Here is a 20,439-nt window from a genome sequence, read left to right as displayed (position 1 = left end):
TTTTTGGAGAGGATTAATAAATTTGGAACTCTTTGACGAAGTAACTTATTTCTTTTGAATTAAAAGCTGTTCCTAACTCTTTTTTGTACAACTCGTTGATATATTTGTAATAATCCAAAGCCTTTTTTCTTTCACCTTTTTTCAGTAGAAGATTGATGTACTCAATGTTCATTTCGTCGGCGAAAGGTTCGATCCGTAAGTATTCGTCTAAATAATTTTCTGCCGTTTCAATGTCTTTCTCTTTTTCTAAAGAATACAAAATAGCTAGTATTGACAGATAAGATTTTTCAGCATCTTCTATCTTAGGGATTGCCCAATCGTCGTAAATATTAGAAGGTAAAAGGCCATAGGAATAGAGTTTCTTAGCCTTTAAATAATGTTCTTTAGCTTTTAAGTATTGTTTATTTTTAAACGATTTATTTCCTTCTTCAAAATGAAGGATAAAGTCTTCGTAATCCAAGTAATAAACCTTGTTTACATTGAATTTGTAATTTCTATTTTTTTGAAGAATGTATTCCTCAACCAAACCAAACTCTTGAAATCTCTTTCGTATGTCGTGAAGTGCTACGTATAAACTTTGACGACTTTTTTCAAAAGGTAAATTTGGCCAGAAATTTTCAATTATGAGATCTTGAATAATCCATTGATCATAATTCAAAGTTAAAAATTTAAAAAGTTCTAACGCTTTCTGATTTCTCACCTTTCTCATAGTTAAAACCTTATCGCCACATACCAATCTAAATTCACCAAAGAGATAGATTTTTGGGTATAAAGCTTTTTTTGATTCAAGATAAGAGATTTCTGGTGAGGCTTCGAATCTCAATTTAAATGAAGCATCTAAGGAAGGAATTTTCACACCTGAATTAATTTTTATAAGATCTTCAATTGAGCTCGTTATTTCGGGATATTTTTGTAGAATAAACTGGTAATTGTTGTCTGATAATAACTCGTTAAATGTTTTTAAATCTTCATTATAAGAAGACAAATTAAATGATTTACTTAAAAATAATTTTAAGAGTAACGCTTCAGTTAGTATTAATTTTGCTTTCCCTTCTGTGGCTATCTGAATAATTTTTCCAATGTGTGATAGTGCTTTTTCGAATTGTTTTAAATGGATCAATAATCGAACTTTTTGTAGTTCAAAGTTCAATATCTGATATTCATTGAAAATAGTTTTAGCAATTTTGATTGCCTTTTCAACTGTTGAAAAAGATTCTTTAAGTTCATCTTTTTTTAAAAGATACAGTGATTGGACGAAGTAATAATTTGCTTGTAGAAATTTTGATCTTGAAGAATAATTTTCAGCTTCCATTAAACTTTTTTGAGCAGAGTTTAATTCGTTTTTTTCTACTTCTAGTTTAGCTTGCAAGATTTTTAGAACGGGTAGGTAGGCGATGTTTTTAGTTTCTAAGTAGATATTTTCAAAAGCTTTGAGATGCTCTTTAGCTTTGTCATATTTTTGCGTTTCAATATAAAAATCGGTAAGATTCGCATTTAAAAGTGCTTTTCCATATAGATCTTTTGAATCCTCAAAGTTTTTTAAAGATTTAATGAAGTATTTTTCCGCACTTTCTAGATTTCCTTCGATTAGAAAAATATTGTAAGCAAGGTTGTTGAGAAGCCAGGGCTTCATTTCTGCATAATTGAACCGTTCGCATAATTCCATAGCCTTGTTTAAATAAAGTTTCCCTTCATCTAATTTTGAAAGATTAGAATAACTGGTTCCCAATAAATTGTACAAGGAAGTTAAGCTCTGGTAATTTTCATTTGGTATACTTTTCAGCAATTCATTTCCCATTTCGATGACCTTTTCATATTTTTCCTGATGCCAGTAGATTCCTATGATTTGTGTATCTATATTCTCAAGAATACTTTTATCGGAAATTTTATGAATACTATCTTTTACCATCCTATAATCTGCAAGAGCTTCATCAAACATAGAATATTTCTCTTCTATAACACCACGGTAATAGTACAATTCAATGTTATTTGTGAAAAAAGAGGTAGGTATTGAATCTAACCATTTTTTGATGATTGAGAAATCTTTTATCAATAGCTCAGAATGATTGAGGAAGAAATCATAGGCTTTTTCTAAATCTTTCATATTCAGTAAGCAATGAAATTGTCCATAGTAATCTTGCTCTTTTTGATATATGTTAAAAAGCGTCTGGTATATATCACTTTTTTCTCTTTCTCCAATGCCTTTGGAGATCGTTCGACGGAATATTTCGTTCATATAGTAATAATGAGGATCTTTTTTTTCTATCATGTTTAAATCGTATAACTTTTCAAAAGACTCGTGAATTTTTTCATCGCTTTTGATATTGAAATATGCTTTACAAATCTTTGGCTCTATTTCATTCATTAAGCTAAAAACTTTCAAATACTCTCTTAAATCTTCCGATAAGACTTCAGTTAATAAGTTTATATATTCATCTATTTTTTTTGCTGAATCTATAAGCTCATCATATTTTTTTAGGTCTGTTGTCTCTATGTATGTGGCTAAAATATTAATAAAGGTGGGTATCCCATCGGTCAATTGGTATAACTCTAACAAGTTTTCTTCTGACAAGTTAATTTTTTTTGTGCTAATATAATTTTTAAGTTCATCAAAAGAAAATTTCAGTTCCTCTTCTTGAATAGTGTAAACATTATTTGCCATAGCAAATTTTGTTAAAGGAATCGGAAACTCTTGGTTAGTAGTAAAAAGAAAATGGACGTTTTGGGGTATGAAGTTTAATAACAATTTGAGAAGATTTTCGTTTTTGCCTTCAAACATAACATTTTCGAAGGAATCAACGAATATAAATATTTCTTCCTTAAAGCTTGAAAAGGCGTTTAATAGTTCAACAACCTTCTCTTCTTCCGAAAAAAAAGAAATATTATTTTTTGAATCATCATCAAATATTTTCAGATTAATCGTTTTGGATAAAGTATAGATTAGATGATTGAGAAAGATGTCAAAATCAAAGTAATCCTGTGGGCAACTAATCCATACTTTCGATTCATTCAATTTATCAAAATACATACTAAAGGTAATGCTCTTACCGTATCCTGAAGGAGCTTTTATTAGAATGTAATTTTTACTTTTATTATTGATCATAGAATTAAGTAACTTTTCTCTGTATTGATGATAGGGTTTTATTAAGAGAGGCTTAAAAACCGGGTCTAATATTTTCATATTAATCAGCACCTTTGAATATTCAAAAAGGGGAAAATTATAATATATCTATTATTAAGGCAATATTATTTACCCCATTGATGGTAGTATTTCCAAAAATATAGATAGGATTTTGATTTTCGGGCTTTGATATACTGATTATTTCAAAATCAGAATCAAGAGTGTAAGTGTTTAACTTTTCGAATTTTTCTTCTTCGAAATTTACTTCATAGATGATTCCAACTTTTTTCCCATTTTCAATACCATAACCGTATGCTAGATATTTTCCATCTATTGTAGTAAAGCCTAAAAATTTATTCGACCCTTCTAATGGAAATTCAAAAGAATCTCCAAATCCATTTAATTCATCTACTTCTAAAATTCCGTAACTCATAGGTGTTGAAGTAGTTTCGAATAATACGTAGTATTTTCTACCGTCTTTGATAACCCCTACGGGGATATTGTCGTTAGGATCACCGTAGACGTTAGACCATTTCATATTTCCATAGTAGTCAATTTTTAAAACGTATATATCAAAACCACCTGCACCAAAGGACCTTGAGGCTCCAAAAACCATAAAACCTTGATCTTGAGAGTTTTTTATATCCAAAGCAATCTCTACATCGTTGCCACCGAAGTTATTAGTCCAGATTCTAGTTCCGTCGTTTAAATACTTTGAAACGAATATATCTGATAATTTTTTGTTGATGAATAAATTTCCTGTGACTGCGTAACTATTTTCGTCGATGTTCGTAATACTTATACCGCTATCTCTACCAATATCCCCGTAATCTATTTGGTAATTAACGCTGCCATCTTCAGTCAAAGAGACAATGTAAGCATTACCGTTTAAGCCGTAAGAAAGGGTATCGCCAACGTAGATTATATTCTTAGTGTTATCGGTAGAATCTTTAGTGAGTATGGCAACTCTAAAAAAGTCTGTATTTTGTGCATATAACGACCTTTCGTTTAAAATATTTCCATATGGATCTATTTTCCATGTTTTTGCATCCCAATTGTCATTTTTGCCTTCATAGCCATATAGATAAAAGTTTTCTCCATCGTACAAACTTCCATAGATGTATTCATCGAAACCTTTAGAGAATATTTTAGTTAGTTCTGTCGCTTCAGCGGTTATTGGAGTAGGTTCAACGGTTATAGTTAGAGGAGTAGAAGGAGCCGTAATACCTTCTTCTACTGGCTCTGGTATTGTGATTTGAGTAGGTTCTGGTATTGTGATTTGAGTAGGTTCGGGCGTTGTCTCCGTTGCCTGAGGTGTTGATGGAGTAGGTTCAACGGTTATATCAATAGGAGTAGAAGGGGTCGTAATAACTTCTTCTACTGGCTCAGGTACTGTGATTTGAGTAGGTTCGGCTGTTATCTCCGTAGCCTGGGGCGTTGATGGCGTAGGTTCAACGGTTACATCAATAGGAGTAGAAGGAACGGTAATAGTTTCTTCTACTGGCTCTGGTACCGTGATTTGTGTGGGTTCAGGCGTTATTTCCGTTACCTGGGGCGTAATGGGGGTAGCTTGGACAGTTACTGTTGATGGAGGTGCCACTATTTCTTCGATTGGTTGAGGTAAAGACATTTTTTCTTTGATGTATCGAGTAAAATAGTATTGAGAATCGAAATCATCATAAAATATTAAAAATCGAGTTAAAAAGTCTTTTACCCCTACCATTAAACCTTTGTCGTATACTAAGGGTTCATTGATTATTTGGAATTTATTAATGGTTGAATAATTCCAGACTAAATTCCCTTCCAAATTGAAGGATTTAATACTTTCTCCTACTAATATGAATCTATCTTTGTTAACAGGGACAAAATAATTGAAATTTTCTTCATATGTGAAAGTTCTGATTAAATTTAATTCAGAATCATAAAAGTTAAGATTTTTTGAACCGGATAATAGAACTATTTTGTCGTAATATGTGTATATCTTTCTTTGATATCTTTGAGTTTCAATTTGAAAGTCGAGTTGTGACATTTTTTGCAGGTTGGTGTCTAAGAGTATAATGTTATTATTAGTCAATATGGGGAATAAAGTCATATTTTGAATTTCAAGATAGTCGAAATCGAAAGTTTTATCGTTAAAATCATAACTTTCAACGGCCTCAAAATTACTATTCATTTTAACAAATTTATCCTCAGTTAAAAGATAGATATATCCATCTTTTACTAAGGCTTTTTGAATGTTGTTGAAATCGATTTGTTTTTGTATTTGGAAATCGTCGGTTATCGAAAAGATTTCATCGTCACTGTAAAAGATATTTTCTCCTGCTAAACCTTTAATCTTAACGTTTAATTGTGCCCTTTTTTCTAAAGAATAATCGAAGATATAAGTTTCACTTTGCGTAACAAGAAAGGCAGCTTTACTTGTCAAAAATCCATCTTCAATATTTTGTCCAAAATCAACTGTTTTAACTACGACTTTATTGGCATTCAATAATTCAACCTTGTTTTTAGATATGCCAAGAAAGTTATCATCTAAAGGAAGAATTTTATCAAATTCTTCAAATATGATAATATATGCATCTCCAGGACGTAAACTTCTTGTGGTAAATTTAGCCGTTTTGCTGGAGTACACGTTTCCATCCTGATCAACTCCTTCAACTTTCCAGTAATAAGTTGTTTCAGGCTTTAAGACGTCTCCCGTATAAAAGTTTGAAAAAATATTTTCCAATTTCAAATCTTTTTCATCTATATCCGGATCTTCAGATATGTATATTCTATATCTGAGCTCTTTTTCTTCCGCATCTATGGATTGCCATCTAAAAGAAGTTCTTATGTCCACGTTTTGGGCATCCTCTTGTGGGGAGAGAATATTTATATTCAAAGCAAAAGAAATAGCGGAAAATAAAATTACAACAAATATTAACGAATAATTTTTCATGGCAGCACCTCTAAAAAGTTATTTTTGGTAGGAAATTTACTGCAAAAAAGAGTTAGAAATCGAGTTAATATTATTTATGAATAAAGATAAAATTTTTGTGTTATGATCTTTGAAGTTGACTGAAGTTATTTCTTCAGCCGTACTTTGTATTCTAAACATGGACAAAAAAACTTTTAAAGCATCTTTAAAATTATTTATTTTAAACTCTACTATCGAGTCAAAATCCATCAAATGTTCTTCGAAATTAGCAAATATTTGAGCAAAAGTAAAAGACATGTCTTTGATTTCTTCTACATTTTCTTGAATAAAAGGTTCTAAAGATAAGGATTCTCCTAAGATTCTATCTTGGTAGAATCTTAAAAGTAATCTACCGAAAGCTAACCCATCTCCATCTTTCCAAAGAAACTGTGATATAGCTGTTGCTACTCTTTCCAATAGGCCGTAATTAAAGCCAGAAAGAAGTAGACTGTTCGTGAGTAATTCAACACCATCTGGATATAACTTTGGTTCCATCGAGTTCTCTTTCAACCAGCTAACGAAAGGGCGCTTTATTCCTTTGGTTGCTAGACGTTCCGACAAAGAAAAAGGGTCGATATTTCCCAATTCGTCTATACTTTCAAATATTGAATCGGAAATATTTTTGTCTGCAAATTCTTCCAGTTTGGAAACGTAAAGATCTAACCTGTCTAATTTATCTAGTAGTAGAGAAAAATTTGATATGGGTTCTTTTAACAATATTTCTTTCACTCTTTCAACTTTACCTTGAGATAATTCGAACAATACTTTGAAATTAACAGCGGTTTCGTGAAAGTCAGAATTCAAATTTAAAATTTCAAAATATTTTTCCACTTGTTCTTCATCTTCTATTATTACATAGAGTTTTAATAAAGTTAAAACAATAAGGTCTTTATTTTCTTCTGAAGCTGATTTTAAAGCTTTTTCCTCTGTTTCAATTGCTTGTAAGTATCTTCCCATGTTTTTATATTCCAAAGCTAATTCGTGAAGTATATAATCTGTTTCATTCAAAGAGACAGCTTTTTCTAAAGTTTTTATTGCCTCGTTGTGGTTTCCTAATCTGGCCAACGAATGAGCATCGTTATAATAAATTTCATAATTATCGCTATCTATTTCTATGGCTTTTTGGTGGACTTTATGTGCATCTTTATAGCGCTGAAGCATATTTAAGGCAACGCCTAATCTTTCATAGGCAGGAACGAATTTTTCATCAATTTCTATGCATTTTTGTAGAAGGGGTATAGCTTCTTCAAATCTGCCATTTTCCATGTATACATCTGCCATTTTCAGAAACCCTAACGTAAAGTCCTTTTCAAGTTCGACGGATTTAGAGTAGTATTCTATCGCCTCGTCGTAGATATTTCTTTCATACATAAGATTACCGAGTTCATAATAACCATATGCAAAATTTGGCTTTTCTTTTATTGATTGTTTTAAATGTAATTCTGCCAGTTCAAGATTTCCTAATTTTTTGTAGTATAATCCAGTATAAAAATGCAATCGATAATCGGGGTAAGTTTTACCTGCCTTATCTAAAAATTCCTTAGCCTTTTCAAAATCTGAATCGTTGAGGGATTTTTTAAAAGCTTCATAATAATAATAAACCAAGTAAGATAAGTAATATCGATTGTTTTTATCTATATCAATTTGAGCTTCTAATCCTCTAATAATTATGTCCAAAGGTATTTTATTGGTTTTTCTTGCTTTTTGAAAATCTTCCACTAAAATAGGTAATTTTACAGGGAGATTATTCAACTTTGCATAATTGGGATCAATATTCAGGTAAACTATAGCATATTTTACTTCTTTCAAAAGAAACGCACCTCTTCATACTTTTTTAAACTAATTGAAAGCCTTATATTTGAAGGCAAAAAAAAGAGAACCACAAACGGCACCTAAATAACTTGCAACCATGTCTAAATGGCTATATGTATGATAAATACTGAATTTTTGAAAATATTCTGTTAGTAAGGGAACTAAAAGAAAAAAAATCAAAAAAAGTATAAAATAAGATCTTTTACTTTTTTTGAAAAAAGCCATAAAGAAAAAATCGGCACCCAAAAAATACGAAACAAAATGAACTATTTTGTCTTCTCCTTTGAAACTACTATAATTAATTATGGGTTTGGAAACCGATAGATATATAATAAAAACTATGTATAAAAGGAATAAAGCTTTCCAAAACATATCTTTTATTTTAGTTATATCTTTATTTTTATCATCCATTTGATTACCTTTCTCTAATTTAATTTATAACTTATAAACCTGGGGATGCTGCCCCAGGTTTGACAAATTTTTTTTAACTCTATTTTTCATTCCATTCTAAATGTTTCGGTTCTATCATGATCTTCAATTATATGTTTATATCTAGCGTAGGCAGCTTTAGCCATTTTTTCTAAAATGCTTGGAAGATCACTATCAGTCCAATCTTCAACTAAAAAATTCATCAGTTCTTTTTTTAATTTGAAATAAGGTTCTTTATCAGGATCAAATTCAACATAACTTTCCACAAGTTTCCTATCCACTTCCTCTTCTCCGTAAATGTTCTCTAGGAGCTTACTTACACTTTCTGAAAAAAGACTGGGGATCTCTTGGAATTTTTTGGTAAGGTCTAATTTATTTTGATATAAAGGTTTTATTTCATTGTAGTACTTTATAAACGATTTCACTGGGGATCCCTCCTTTCTAGTGCTTTAATTAGTTAAAGAATATGTTGAACTGCTAAAAAATTCATCTTTAAAAAATTTAAATTCGTCATTTTCTATAGCTTCTCTCATTTTCTCTACCAGAGAAATGTTGAATCGCAGATTGTGAATGCTTAAAAGGATTTTCCCGAGTACCTCATCTTTTTTAAAAAGATGGTGTATGTAACCACGTGAATGATTTTTACATGTATAACAATCACATTTTTCATCAATAGGTTTTTGATCAAATTTAACCTCTGAGGATTTTAAGTTTAGTTTTCCTTTCCAGGTTAATGCTGTTCCGTGTCTTCCCATTCTTGTTGGTAAGACGCAATCGAACATATCCAAACCGTTTTCTACAGATAAAAACATCATGGTGGGAGAACCTATCCCCATTATGTATCTTGGTTTGTTTTCAGGTAATTTATTTCCAAAAGCTTTTAAAATCTTTTCAGAATCTTGGTATTTTTCTCCTACGGCTAATCCTCCTAAGGCATAACCATCGAAATCTAAAGAGGTTATCTGAGACAAACTGAGATTTCTTAAATCTTCAAAGAGGCCTCCTTGAACTATACCGAATAATGCCTGTCCGTTGCTATTATGATATCGTTTGGATCTTAAAGCCCAATTAAAAGTTTTTTGCACACTATCTTTTACAGCATCGTACCCAGACAAGGAGTTTATACATACATCTAAAACCATTGCAATATCTGATCCAATTACTTTTTGTATATCCAAAGATTTCTCGGGAGTTAACTCTATTTGAGAACCATCCAGTGGAGATTTGAAAATTACTTTTTCATCAGTTAATCTAGTGTTTGGTAAGGAAAATACCTGAAACCCTCCGCTATCTGTCAAAATCGGCTTCTCCCAGTTCATGAAGTTATGAAGACCTTGAAAATGCTCAAGAACCTCTAAGCCTGGTCTTAAGTAAAGATGAAAAGCATTAGCTAATATTATCTCAGTATTGATATCGTTTAATAACGAGTTAGTTAAAGTTTTTACGGTTGCATTCGTACCTACAGGCATAAAAACTGGTGTTTCAATAGTGCCATGTTTTGTGACGATTCGCCCACGCCTAGCCCCAGTGTATCTATCAATATGAATTAATTCAAATTTTATAGGTGAATCATCCATTAATTTTTTATTTCCTCCTTCAAATCCTTTAACAAGGAATCCGCTTCATTCTTGAACTCTATTGTATCATTTAAAAGGTTTTGTCTTACTTTTTCCTCTTTTATTTTTTCTAAATTTGCTTCAACAGAAATAATGGCGGAATTCAACGTTGCCCATGCTAAATAACAAGTGATTTTTGCTTCTGGTTTTAGTACGGGGTTGCCATATTTGTACAAGGTAAAGCAATTTTTTAGAATGTTATAAGATGATTTTGCCATGTTGAAAGAAAATATGGCGGCACCTGTTAAAGATTTGTCCTTATCTTTTCCTTCCATGACATTCTGGATCCTTTCTGAATATTTAGAAGACTCTTCAGCGTATTCCATAAGTTTTTCTTTGATGTCTATAAGATTTTCTAAAGCTACTTCTAGCGTATTTTCATAATCCTTGTCATTTTCATTGGAGATAGTGTAATTTGCAACCATGTAACCCAGTGCAGACGCTAAAGCCCCTACTAAAGCTGTGACAGTTTCTCCAGCCGAAGCTGGATCTGTGGATGAAATTTTATTTAAAATTTCCTCAAAAGTCATATTTTTATACATTCATCCACCTCCTATCTCAAAAAAATTGAAGTATCTGTACTTTTATTATACCATACTTTTAGGATTGTTAAGTGTGAAAGAAAATCAAAATGAGTTCAGCGAAGCGGAGGGTACTAACTAAATTAGTGAAAAAAGACTCTAGTTTCAATTAGTAGCAAAGAATTGATCGAAAGCATAAGAAGTGATTAAATTACCAAGAAATCTTTTGGATACCTATTTAATACTTCACAACCATTATCAGTCACCAAAACCAGATCTTCTATTCTTACTCCGCCGACACCAGGTAAATAGATTCCCGGTTCTATTGAAAAGATCATGCCAGGTGTTAGAATTTCTTCGCTATTTGAAGATATGTAAGGTTTTTCATGAATCTCTATTCCTACCCCATGCCCTGTTCGATGAGTAAAGTACTTTCCATATCCTTTGCTTTCTATATAATTACGCGCGGTAGCATCAATTTCAGACGCCTTAGGGCCAGGTTTTATTTTTTCAATAGCTTTTAAATTGGCTTCTAAAACTATATGATAAATATTTTTCAAGGTTTCAATAGGTTTGCCAAAAAAGACTGTTCTTGTCATATCTGAACAATAATAATTTTTTATGCAACCCATGTCTAGTAATACGACATCTCCATCTTTTAACTTTGCATTAGTAGGCATATGATGAGGATTAGCAGTATTCTGACCGTATCCTACTATAGGTTCAAAAGAAACACCATCGGCTCCTTCTCTTTCGAAGATATTTTTGATGGCTTTGGCTAAGTATTTTTCTGGAAGCATCTCTGATACTAAATCTATAACCTTTTCCATAGCTGAGTCATTTAATAAAGAAGAAGACCTCATTAACGCTATTTCATCAACATCTTTTACCATCCTTAATTCACTAATTATTGGAGAAAGCTGTTTTAAAGATAAATCTTTAATAATATCCATTAAACCTAAAAGAAAACGGGTTTCCCAACTTCCATCTATGCCTATAGGTTTATCTTTTTCAATAAGAGAAGATAAAATTTTAAGGGGATCTTCTGAATCAGAATATTTGATTAAATTTTCTTCTTCAACAGTATTTACCGGGAACAATTCGTTGACTAGCAATTTAACTTCGCCAGAAGTATTTACGAATAATACCAATAACCTTTCTCCAGGTTCAAACCACTCATTCAGAAAATAGTAAAGAGAAGGTGGTGAGGATATTATTGCCTGATAAATATTATTTTTTGCCATCTTATTGAGAAGTTTTTCTATTCTATCTTTACGCAACCTTCAAAGCGCCTCCCATGAATAGTGTCTAATTTCATTCGATTTATATTCATAATTGTATCATAAAAAAGTAGGAAGTAGATAATATCTTATCTACTTCCTACTAGCTGGGGTTTAGTATTATTCTTTAACTTCTTTAACCTTTAGCCACCAATCGTATCCTTCTTCGGCTGACGTTTTTCTCTTCATTGCTTCAGCATAAGTTGATGCTGGTGGAATTATTACTTTACTTCCAAATATCGAGTTTTCGGGCCAATTGGCTGGGGTTACTACCTTGTTTTTGTCTGCCAATTGTAAAGCTCTTACAGCTCGGTATATTTCCTCGATGTATCTTCCAACCTCAGAAGGATAGTACATGATCAATCTAATGGTTCCTTCAGGATCTAAGATGAAAACTGCTCTAACAGTTGCGGAACCTTTTTCGGGGTCTACCATTCCCAATCTTGAGGCTACTCTTCCCATTGTATCAGCTATTATAGGGAAAGTAATTTCTACTCCAAGGTTATCTTTGATCCATTCCATCCATTTGATATGTGAATGAACGGCATCAACAGAAAGTCCTAAAAGTTCCGTGTTGATCTTTTTGAAATCTTCATGCTTTTTTGCAAATTCAACAAATTCTGTTGTACAAACAGGTGTAAAATCTCCTGGATGGCTGAAGAGCACCAACCATTTTCCTTTGTAGTCTTTTGGTAGTTCTTTTGCACCGTCCGTTGTTAATACTTTCATTTCAGGAAACTTTTCTCCAATTAAAGGAATCCTTCCTTCCATATTTACCTACCTCCTATTTGATGATTTTTTATTTATGAAATATCTATTTTTTAGGTCTGTCTAAAAAAATTATATACCTAAAAAATAGAAAAGTCAAGTAAAAAAATAAATAAAATTTTTAAATTTATATTTCTTTATTATTGCTACAAAGGTATAAAAGTCTTTGGAAAAAAATAATTTTGCTACAAACTTCTAATGTTATAATAATTGTGGACGATAATACATATGAAATTCAAATTGTTGAAAGGAGGGACTAAATTATGGATATCAACAATATCAATCCTGCTGATGGTAATAATTTAGATAAAATAAATCGAAAAAGGCTTGATAAGGATTTTATTAAGAGGCAGGTAAAATCTGAAAACCTAGAAAGTGCAAATAGGATTACAGGAGAATCAAAGAAGTATATAGAACTATCAAGTAAGATACCAGAAATTCGACAAGAACTGGTATCGAAATTGAAGGAATCTATTGAAAATGGCTCGTATAATATCAATGTAGACCAAATTGTAAACAAAATGTTTGAGTGAAGTAGGTGACCAACATTAGTAATGATTTAGAAGCGATAAAAAAAGTATTAAAGGAAGAGAACGTTAGTTTAATAGAGTTAAAAAAATCTTTTTATAACCTTAGGGAAAGCTTAGTAAAAAAAGCATCTATCGAAGAGATTAATTCAACCCTTTTGACGATTGAAAAATTAGCAAGTAACTTTAAAAAAATAGAAGGTTTAAGAGCACAGTTAATATCGAAAATATGTTTGGAAGAAAGAATACAGAACAAATTAGAATCGATTATTGATTATTTTTCAAAGAATGATTATGAAATTGCACTTCTCTTTTCAGAACTAGTTAAAAATTTAAAGGAGTTAGTGAGTGAAATCGATCTTTTAAGTAACATCATTTCATTTCAATCTAACTTGAACAATTTTATATATCAAATTTTGAATCCTGAATCGATTACGAACAGCAAAACTTACTCTCAAAAGGGTAGTAGATTGAACAAAGATTTAACTTCAAGAAGTTGGAGGGGTTAGCGTGTGTGCAATGACTTTGAACGGCCTATTGAACACGGGTTTACTAGGAGTTTATACCAATAAAATCGCTATGAGCGTTGTCGCCCATAATATTTCTAATTCTAATACCCAGGGCTTTTCTAGGCAAAGTCCTGTTATTGTGACTACCAACCCTATTAATTTAACAACGATAGGGAGTGGGGGAGCAGCTTTATCTTTTGGAACTGGTTCTACGGTAAGCGATATTCAACGAGTGAGAGACGAATTTTTAGATTTGCAATTTCGAGAAACTTCTTCTCGTTTGAATTATTGGGAAAATATATATTCTAATGTGCATTATATTGAACAATTGTTTGGTGAACCTGGAGAAACGGGTTTGAGAAATATGTATGATTCTTACTGGGCATCAATCGAGGAGTTGAAAACTGATCCATCAAATGAAGCCGCTAAAACTCAGGTTGTATCTCGAGCGGAAGAATTAGTTAACACCATGAAAGATCTTAACTATAGGTTAGAAGAATTAAAAAATGATATAAACAATGAAATAAAGCTCAGAATAGACGAAATAAACGGTTATTTGAAAAGGATTGCCGATTTAAATCAAAAGATATTAACATCGAGCTCAATGAGTGGTTCCCCTAATGATTTGCTTGATGAGAGGGATAGATTGTTGGATAAACTTTCAGAACTTTCCAATATAAGAATAACAAGTCATTCAAATGGTCAAATTTCTTTGAGTATGGGGGATAAAGTAGTTTTAAATGGAAGTAGTTATCAAGAGATAAGATCCTTAACCATTGCAGAAACAAACGATGCCTATTATGCCTATGTAGGCAGTAATTTGTTGACTTTTAACGATGGAAAAATGTCTGCACTTTTTGAATTGAGAGATGAAATCATCCCTTCTTATCAACAACAACTCGATGAGTTTGGTTTGTATTTAGTAGATACAACTAATCTTATTTATAAAGAAGGGTGGGATTCAACAGGAACTATAACAGGGGCCAACTTTTTTGCTGATATAAGTACCAAAAGAGGTTTTGAAAATTCAAGATTTTTCAGGATAGCAGGAAATACAGATGTATTTCATCCAGACGAAATTAAGCACGTCACGAGTTTAAGCAGTTTTTATAGTGATCCTTCAATTGATTTAAATAATTTCGATCTTTACACTGTAGATGCTGCAGCTTTGCCTTTTCATTATAACGATAACAATTCAATAAAATATGATTCAACAAATAATGCTATTTATTTTGATGATACTTCTGGTTTTCAAGACAAATTACTAGTTGATATAGAAGGAGATTTTCTCAGGGAATACGGTTTTCCTACTAAAGAAATTAAGGCATACAAAATAGATTCTGCAAAAGTTATACCTGGTAACCTTGAATTTGAAATGTCCGGTGCTAATTATAATATAAATTTTTCTAATGCTGTAGATTTAGTATCAAATATAAACAGCGGTTCTGGAGGTTACTTGAAAGCAGTAGAAATTGATGGATTTATATACATCCTTCCCACAACGAGAATTCCAAATGCAGACTTAGATACCATTGTGTTGAATGACGTGGACGGTTCTCTTTCACAAATGGAAGCACAAAAAGTTACATTGGATGCCTTAGATACCTCAAAACCTACTTTGAATAATTTATTAGGTTCAAATGAAATAATAGAAATGAGCATAAATGGAATAAAAATCGAAGTTAATCCTTTAAAGGACACTGTTTATGAATTAGCTGACAAAATCAACGCCACAAGCACTGGGGTTACCGCTTCTGTTACTCCACATGGTTCATTTGTGTTGAGTGCTGGAAATCTAATTAATTTTGACTTAAAGAACGTTACTATTAAAGGTCCTGAAAAATTATTCAATGCTTTAGGATTTATCGAAGATGATTCTAACAATATCGTTACACTGATTTCTCCAGATATAAGTCCTGAACAAATTGATGAAAAGTTTTCTGAAGCTGATCTTTTGAGAATTGATAAAGAGTTAGGAATAGTCAATCAAATTTCTGTATCATCTAATTTAAAAAAGAATCCTTCTTTACTTGCAACCGACTTGGGTTATTATGATACTAATTATTCTCCAACCGGTGCAGGAAACGTCGAAGTATGGGATGAAATATCTAAGCTGTATGATAATTCAGTATTAGATAATGGGAGGATTGGTTTTTCGAGCTTTTTGGGAAATATTGTTACAGATATAGGAGTTAAGGGTGAAACGGCTGATAAAATGAGGTTAAACAGTGAGATGCTGAATAGTGAGATAAGTCTTGAAAAAGAAAGAGTGATGGGTGTTTCTATCGATGAGGAGATGACTAACCTTGTGAAATATCAGCAAGCTTTTAATGCTTCTGCAAGGGTTATCACAGCGGTAAATCAAATGATGGAGACAGTTATTAACAACTTGGGTGTTGTATAATAGAGTGAACAGTGCTTGTTTGGTTGGTGAGGAGGTAAAAACATGAGAATCACAGAGAATCTTCTAAGTAGTAGGACGCTTAACGATATTCAAGATGTTTTAAGGAAATATAGTGATTTAAATTCTCAATTAACTTCCGGAAAGAAAGTTCGTTACCCATCAGATAACGCAGCTGTTGCGACAAGAATTTCTAATTTAGATAGTAGATTGAGGGAAATTGAACGTTATAAAACTAATGTGGAAACAGCCCAAAATTATGTGAATATGTATGATACAGCATTACAGGAAGTGAGCTCAATATACCTTAGAATAAAAGAGCTTGCTGTTAGAGGGGCAAACGATACATTAAGTGATGATGATAGGGTCGCTATAACAGAAGAACTCAACAAGATAAATACACAACTAGTTTCTATAGCAAATACAGAAATTTCTGGAAACTATGTGTTTGGAGGAGCCAAAAATAATCAAAAAGTTTTGGAAATAGATAGTAGTGGGGATTTTAAAATAACAGTACCCCCACAGGCAAATATTAGGCAAAAGATATCCATTGGAGGCCAAGATATAGAATATGGTAAAACAGTTTATGATGTTTTTGTAACTGATAGTGGTGCATCTGTTTTTGGTATAGTCAAAAGATTATCTCAAGCTATAGAATCAGGGGATAATACTTCAATTCAAAGTGAATTGGGAAATATTGAAGAAATACAAGGCAAATCGTTAAATAATCTAGCTGAAGTTGGCGCTACTCAACGAGTTTTAGAAATGACTTCAAATAGAATGGAGGATTTTAATACTTTTTCGACAGAATTTTTATCCAAAGAAGCTGATGCAGATATAGCTCAAGTAGTAATGGAATTAGCAATGCAACAAAATGTCTTACAAGCTGCTTTAAAGGCAGCTGGTAATATTATTCCTCCAACTTTGGCAGATTTTCTATAAGGAGGTTTTTCAAAGTCATGATAAAAGAGTATGAAACGAAGTTGGGAAGTGTGAAGATAGATACTGAGCGAACGATAATTTTCGAGTATGGTATTCCAGGTTTCGAAGGTCTTAAACAGTTTGTATTACTGGAACCTGAAGATACGTATCCCATCATGTGGTTAGCTTCGTTAGAAGATAAAAAAGTGGCTTTTCCTGTTACTTTTCCTCAACTTATAAGAAGCGATTATCTGTTTACTCTGCCAGAAGATTTAACAGAATACTTGGAATTAGAGAAACCAGAAGATGCTATAATATTAAGCATACTAACTATACCTGAAAAAGAAGATGAAATAACTATTAATTTAGCTGCTCCTATTATCATTTCGCAAAAAAATCATAAAGGTGTACAATATTTGATTGAAAATGAAGAATACAAAATTAGACACTTTTTGAAAGAAGAATTGGAAAGAAGTAAGGCTATACTCTCTGTTCAAAAAGATGGTGAATAGATTTGTTGATATTAACTAGAAAAATAGGAGAATCCATCGTAATACAGGTAGGAAATAGAATAATAAAGCTTATTATGGTTGAACAAGATAATGGAAGTATAAAAATCGGTTTTGAGGCACCTCAAGACATAAAAATTTATCGTGAAGAAGTGTATGAAGAAATCGTAAAACAAAATAAAGCCGCATTGGAGAGTGATGTTAATAGATTGGGGAAAATAAAGACCAGCATCCCAAAACTAGTAAAAAAAGATAAAAAACAAAATACTTAGGCACAAGGGAGGAGAAAATTGAATATGTCCCAAGAAAAAGCAATAATAGGTAAAGCAAAGGAAGTTAAACCTCTAATAATAAATAATGAAATGACTAAAGATGTTGAAAAAAGAATACTAATAGGGAAGAGTAATTATGGAGCACCTAATTTTGTTATGAGGTTGTTCACCGTTAAACCAGGTGGGTATTCTCCGAGGCATTCTCATAGATGGGAACATGAAATATTTATAGTTAAAGGTAAGGCAGAAGTTTATGATGGAGAAAAATACAATACAGTTGAAGCTGGAAGTTTCGTTTACGTCCCTGGAGGCATAGAGCACCAATTGAAGAACGCAGGAGATGAAGATTTAGAATTTATTTGTGTCATTCCAACCTCTGCAGATGAAGAATGATTTTCTATAAGAAAGTGGCGCAATAAATATATCGCCACTTTTTATGTTTTTTGAAAGCACTTCAATTATTGATAACTTCTTCTATAGCAATCTTTTCTTCTTCAGTTAACAGTTTATCTATATCTAATATTACTAGCATACCATCTTCTAAACGTGCTATGCCACTTATAAAGTCAGCTCCGCGCATTCCACCTATATTAGGTTTTTCGTTTATTAAATTAGGGTCGATACTTCTTACGTTTTTTACATCGTCAACCATTATTCCCACACGTCTTTGATCGATTTTTAATACTATTACTTTAGCGTGAGATCTGTCTTCAAAGTCGGACATTTTAAATTTTCTTCTCAGGTTGATGATAGGTAAAACTTCTTCATTGCGATAATTTATTACACCTTCGAAATAGTCAGAGGCATTTGGTAATTTAGTGGTCTCTTCATACTCAATTACGGCATCCACATTCATAATATCGAGGCCAAATTTTTCTCTACCAATGTTGAATGTGACTATTTTCAACTCAGATGGCATTTTTACTCCCCCTTTTTAAAATCAAAATTTTGTTTTTAAAATGGCTAATTATAATTCAATAAATTTCTAAAAAATTATATCACAAAAGTATTTAGAAAAAAAGTTGTCTCTAAGCTAAAGAATATACGAAAAAAATTATGTTATAATTATATTAAAATTATAACTTATTGGGGTGTAATCTGTGCGCAAAATTAGTAAGAATTATACTATTTTAGGCTTTTTAATTGTTTTAATTTTGATAATGACTTCGGTTGTAATATTTTACATCCAAATTGCAAAAGAAAGGTCTGTTCAGGGGAGTAGTACTCAAGTAGAAGAGGTTACTAATCCGATTGTTCAAGAAAAAATTCCTATCTCAACAGTAAATGCCAAATATGGAGCAATAATAGGAGGTTACGAAGGATTTTATGTTTTCGATGTTGAAAAGAAAGAAATAATTGCTTCAGTAACAACCGGTAGTTATGTTAACGATGCTCAAATTTATGAAGATTATCTTTATCTTGTTGACAGAGAGGGATTGAAAATCTATGATTTTTCAGATCCTCGAAAAGTAGCTTTATTAAACTCTTACTCCACATTTGGTGATTCTCTATCCGTTGCAACGAATGGAGAATTATTATTTGTTGCGGATGGTGAAAATGGCTTGATAAGCTTCGATTTGAAAGATAAGGTGTATATAAGATTGAAAGAACATATTCGTTTACAGGGTATGGTAACCCAAGTTGAAATGTTTGAAAAGTATTTATTTGTGATTGGTCCAGGTTTAGGGATGAAGATTTATGAAGTCAAAGAAGATAGAACCATTGAAGAAATTAATTATTATGATCAGTTGGTATCACCTAGAATGATTAGTTTGAGTAAAGATTTTTTTGTGGTGAACGATGATTTATTGGGCATACAGATATTTGAAACAAAAGATTTGATCACGACAAAAAAACATGATGTGAAACCATTGTATATATGGGATGAAGATGCTTTTTCTATACAGTTATCATATGATTCGATTTACTTTTCTACGAATAACGGTGTATATAAAAGAAGTTTGGAATCTTTAGAAACTCAAGAAATTATTACCGGACAATTTTCTAGACCAAATATTTTGATAAATGACAGGTACATATATTTAACGAATAACGAGGATGGGCTGTATATTTATGACCTAAATACTAAAAAATTACTTAAGTATATTAATACAGTTGACTCAATTGATGATTTTGTTGTTTTAGAATCAGGGGTATTAATTGATGAGGGTGAAAAGATAGTTTATATAGATAAACAAAAAGAAAAGTTATGGGAGAAAAGATATAATGGGAGTTTGATAAAAGGGGAAAAGGGATTTTACGAACTCAATGGAAAATTAGTTAATTTCTATGATGCTACGAATACAATTACCAAAAGTTTTCCAGAAAACATCGAAGGTATAAAAGAAACACAAGAAAGTGTATTTGCTATTGCCCAAGAGAATATATATTCTTTCTTTGATGGAACAAAGGTGTTTATAGGAATGGCTCAAGATATAGAAGTTATTGATAACTTTGCGTATATAGCTGAGGAAGATAAGATAATAGAGTTTAACTTTTTGACTGGAAAGAGTAGTTTTAAATTTTATTCCAAGGATTATATTGACCAGATTCATTCCACTTCTGATGGATTTATCCTTTTAACCGAAAAAGGAGTCTTTCGGACAGACTTAAATTTTAACATTATCGAGTATTTCAGTTTTGATTATTCACCTGATATAATTACTCTGAATGATAAATATATATTTTACTCTATAGGCTCTCAACTGACTATTGTTGATCTGTCAAATTTCGATTTAAACAGAATTATTAATTTGGATCTTCCGATTTTAAGTATCGATTGTAAGGATGGATATCTCTA

At 31.7% G+C, this 20,439-nt stretch carries 18 protein-coding genes; 8 read left to right on the top strand and 10 right to left on the bottom strand.

Going from position 1 to position 20,439, the window contains the following annotated elements; all coding sequences use genetic code 11:
- Positions 1–13: 13 nt before the first annotated feature.
- The 9 genes from AA81_RS02940 to AA81_RS02900 all read right to left on the bottom strand — a co-directional run bounded on the left by AA81_RS02940 (position 14) and on the right by AA81_RS02900 (position 12,503).
- Entirely contained in the window at positions 14–3,181 is a 3,168-nt protein-coding gene (locus tag AA81_RS02940) for a hypothetical protein (protein ID WP_103898146.1), read from the bottom strand.
- Between the two features lie 37 nt (positions 3,182–3,218).
- Positions 3,219–6,056, bottom strand: coding sequence for a glycoside hydrolase family 78 protein (locus AA81_RS02935; RefSeq protein ID WP_103898145.1), 2,838 nt, complete (start codon positions 6,054–6,056; stop codon positions 3,219–3,221).
- A gap of 36 nt (positions 6,057–6,092) precedes the next feature.
- The gene (locus tag AA81_RS02930; protein ID WP_103898144.1) at positions 6,093–7,883 is read right to left on the bottom strand and encodes a tetratricopeptide repeat protein; all 1,791 of its coding nucleotides are present in this window, start codon (positions 7,881–7,883) and stop codon (positions 6,093–6,095) included.
- Positions 7,884–7,913: 30 nt separating this feature from the next.
- Positions 7,914–8,297, bottom strand: a complete 384-nt coding sequence (locus AA81_RS02925; protein ID WP_012208250.1) for a VanZ family protein — start codon at positions 8,295–8,297, stop codon at positions 7,914–7,916.
- A gap of 86 nt (positions 8,298–8,383) precedes the next feature.
- A complete protein-coding gene (locus AA81_RS02920; RefSeq protein ID WP_103898143.1) occupies positions 8,384–8,740 on the bottom strand; it encodes a hypothetical protein in 357 nt (118 codons plus the stop codon).
- A gap of 24 nt (positions 8,741–8,764) precedes the next feature.
- Complete coding sequence (tgt, locus tag AA81_RS02915) at positions 8,765–9,892, bottom strand: tRNA guanosine(34) transglycosylase Tgt (RefSeq protein WP_012208248.1); 1,128 nt, start codon at positions 9,890–9,892, stop codon at positions 8,765–8,767.
- The gene (locus AA81_RS02910; RefSeq protein WP_012208247.1) at positions 9,892–10,473 is read right to left on the bottom strand and encodes a cyclodeaminase/cyclohydrolase family protein; all 582 of its coding nucleotides are present in this window, start codon (positions 10,471–10,473) and stop codon (positions 9,892–9,894) included. The genes tgt and AA81_RS02910 overlap by 1 nt, the downstream gene beginning before the upstream one ends.
- A 185-nt stretch (positions 10,474–10,658) precedes the next feature.
- On the bottom strand, positions 10,659–11,732 hold the full coding sequence (locus AA81_RS02905) for a M24 family metallopeptidase (RefSeq protein ID WP_103898142.1): 1,074 nt from the start codon (positions 11,730–11,732) through the stop codon (positions 10,659–10,661).
- Between the two features lie 120 nt (positions 11,733–11,852).
- Entirely contained in the window at positions 11,853–12,503 is a 651-nt protein-coding gene (locus tag AA81_RS02900) for a peroxiredoxin (protein WP_012208245.1), read from the bottom strand.
- A gap of 260 nt (positions 12,504–12,763) precedes the next feature.
- Here AA81_RS02900 and AA81_RS02895 point away from each other — a divergent pair, with 260 nt between their 5' ends.
- The 7 genes from AA81_RS02895 to AA81_RS02865 are packed head-to-tail and all read left to right on the top strand — an operon-like array spanning position 12,764 to position 18,032.
- Positions 12,764–13,033 (top strand): flagellar biosynthesis anti-sigma factor FlgM, encoded by a 270-nt coding sequence (locus AA81_RS02895; RefSeq protein ID WP_012208244.1) that lies wholly within the window; start codon positions 12,764–12,766, stop codon positions 13,031–13,033.
- Positions 13,034–13,038: 5 nt separating this feature from the next.
- On the top strand, positions 13,039–13,536 hold the full coding sequence (flgN, locus tag AA81_RS02890; protein ID WP_103064564.1) for a flagellar export chaperone FlgN: 498 nt from the start codon (positions 13,039–13,041) through the stop codon (positions 13,534–13,536).
- Between the two features lie 10 nt (positions 13,537–13,546).
- On the top strand, positions 13,547–15,940 hold the full coding sequence (flgK, locus tag AA81_RS02885; RefSeq protein ID WP_245863398.1) for a flagellar hook-associated protein FlgK: 2,394 nt from the start codon (positions 13,547–13,549) through the stop codon (positions 15,938–15,940).
- Between the two features lie 42 nt (positions 15,941–15,982).
- Positions 15,983–16,879, top strand: coding sequence for a flagellar hook-associated protein FlgL (flgL, locus tag AA81_RS02880; RefSeq protein ID WP_103898140.1), 897 nt, complete (start codon positions 15,983–15,985; stop codon positions 16,877–16,879).
- A gap of 17 nt (positions 16,880–16,896) precedes the next feature.
- Entirely contained in the window at positions 16,897–17,370 is a 474-nt protein-coding gene (gene fliW / locus AA81_RS02875) for a flagellar assembly protein FliW (protein WP_103898139.1), read from the top strand.
- 2 nt (positions 17,371–17,372) lie between these two features.
- The gene (locus tag AA81_RS02870; RefSeq protein WP_103898138.1) at positions 17,373–17,639 is read left to right on the top strand and encodes a carbon storage regulator; all 267 of its coding nucleotides are present in this window, start codon (positions 17,373–17,375) and stop codon (positions 17,637–17,639) included.
- 24 nt (positions 17,640–17,663) lie between these two features.
- Positions 17,664–18,032 (top strand): cupin domain-containing protein, encoded by a 369-nt coding sequence (locus AA81_RS02865; protein WP_103898137.1) that lies wholly within the window; start codon positions 17,664–17,666, stop codon positions 18,030–18,032.
- Positions 18,033–18,093: 61 nt separating this feature from the next.
- On the opposite strand, the gene AA81_RS02860 is transcribed toward AA81_RS02865, so the two are convergent.
- Positions 18,094–18,558: a chemotaxis protein CheW gene (locus tag AA81_RS02860; RefSeq protein ID WP_103898136.1), complete on the bottom strand. Its 465-nt coding sequence runs from the start codon at positions 18,556–18,558 to the stop codon at positions 18,094–18,096.
- Positions 18,559–18,739: 181 nt separating this feature from the next.
- Here AA81_RS02860 and AA81_RS02855 point away from each other — a divergent pair.
- Positions 18,740–20,439, top strand: a 1,700-nt coding sequence (locus AA81_RS02855; RefSeq protein WP_146050330.1) for an LVIVD repeat-containing protein, incomplete at its 3' end; no start/stop codon positions are given.

The sequence above is a fragment of the Petrotoga halophila DSM 16923 genome, from assembly GCF_002924615.1.
This window is presented reverse-complemented; position numbering and strand designations above follow the sequence as displayed.

What these genes read in the sequence shown, in the direction of transcription:
- AA81_RS02940 (WP_103898146.1), bottom strand. Translation starts at nt 3,181, where the DNA reads ATGAAAATATTAGACCCGGTTTTTAAGCCTCTCTTAATAAAACCCTAT.
- AA81_RS02935 (WP_103898145.1), bottom strand. Translation starts at nt 6,056, where the DNA reads ATGAAAAATTATTCGTTAATATTTGTTGTAATTTTATTTTCCGCTATT.
- AA81_RS02925 (WP_012208250.1), bottom strand. Translation starts at nt 8,297, where the DNA reads ATGGATGATAAAAATAAAGATATAACTAAAATAAAAGATATGTTTTGG.
- tgt (WP_012208248.1), bottom strand. Translation starts at nt 9,892, where the DNA reads ATGGATGATTCACCTATAAAATTTGAATTAATTCATATTGATAGATAC.
- AA81_RS02910 (WP_012208247.1), bottom strand. Translation starts at nt 10,473, where the DNA reads ATGTATAAAAATATGACTTTTGAGGAAATTTTAAATAAAATTTCATCC.
- AA81_RS02900 (WP_012208245.1), bottom strand. Translation starts at nt 12,503, where the DNA reads ATGGAAGGAAGGATTCCTTTAATTGGAGAAAAGTTTCCTGAAATGAAA.
- AA81_RS02895 (WP_012208244.1), top strand. Translation starts at nt 12,764, where the DNA reads ATGGATATCAACAATATCAATCCTGCTGATGGTAATAATTTAGATAAA.
- flgK (WP_245863398.1), top strand. Translation starts at nt 13,547, where the DNA reads ATGACTTTGAACGGCCTATTGAACACGGGTTTACTAGGAGTTTATACC.
- flgL (WP_103898140.1), top strand. Translation starts at nt 15,983, where the DNA reads ATGAGAATCACAGAGAATCTTCTAAGTAGTAGGACGCTTAACGATATT.
- fliW (WP_103898139.1), top strand. Translation starts at nt 16,897, where the DNA reads ATGATAAAAGAGTATGAAACGAAGTTGGGAAGTGTGAAGATAGATACT.
- AA81_RS02865 (WP_103898137.1), top strand. Translation starts at nt 17,664, where the DNA reads ATGTCCCAAGAAAAAGCAATAATAGGTAAAGCAAAGGAAGTTAAACCT.
- AA81_RS02860 (WP_103898136.1), bottom strand. Translation starts at nt 18,558, where the DNA reads ATGCCATCTGAGTTGAAAATAGTCACATTCAACATTGGTAGAGAAAAA.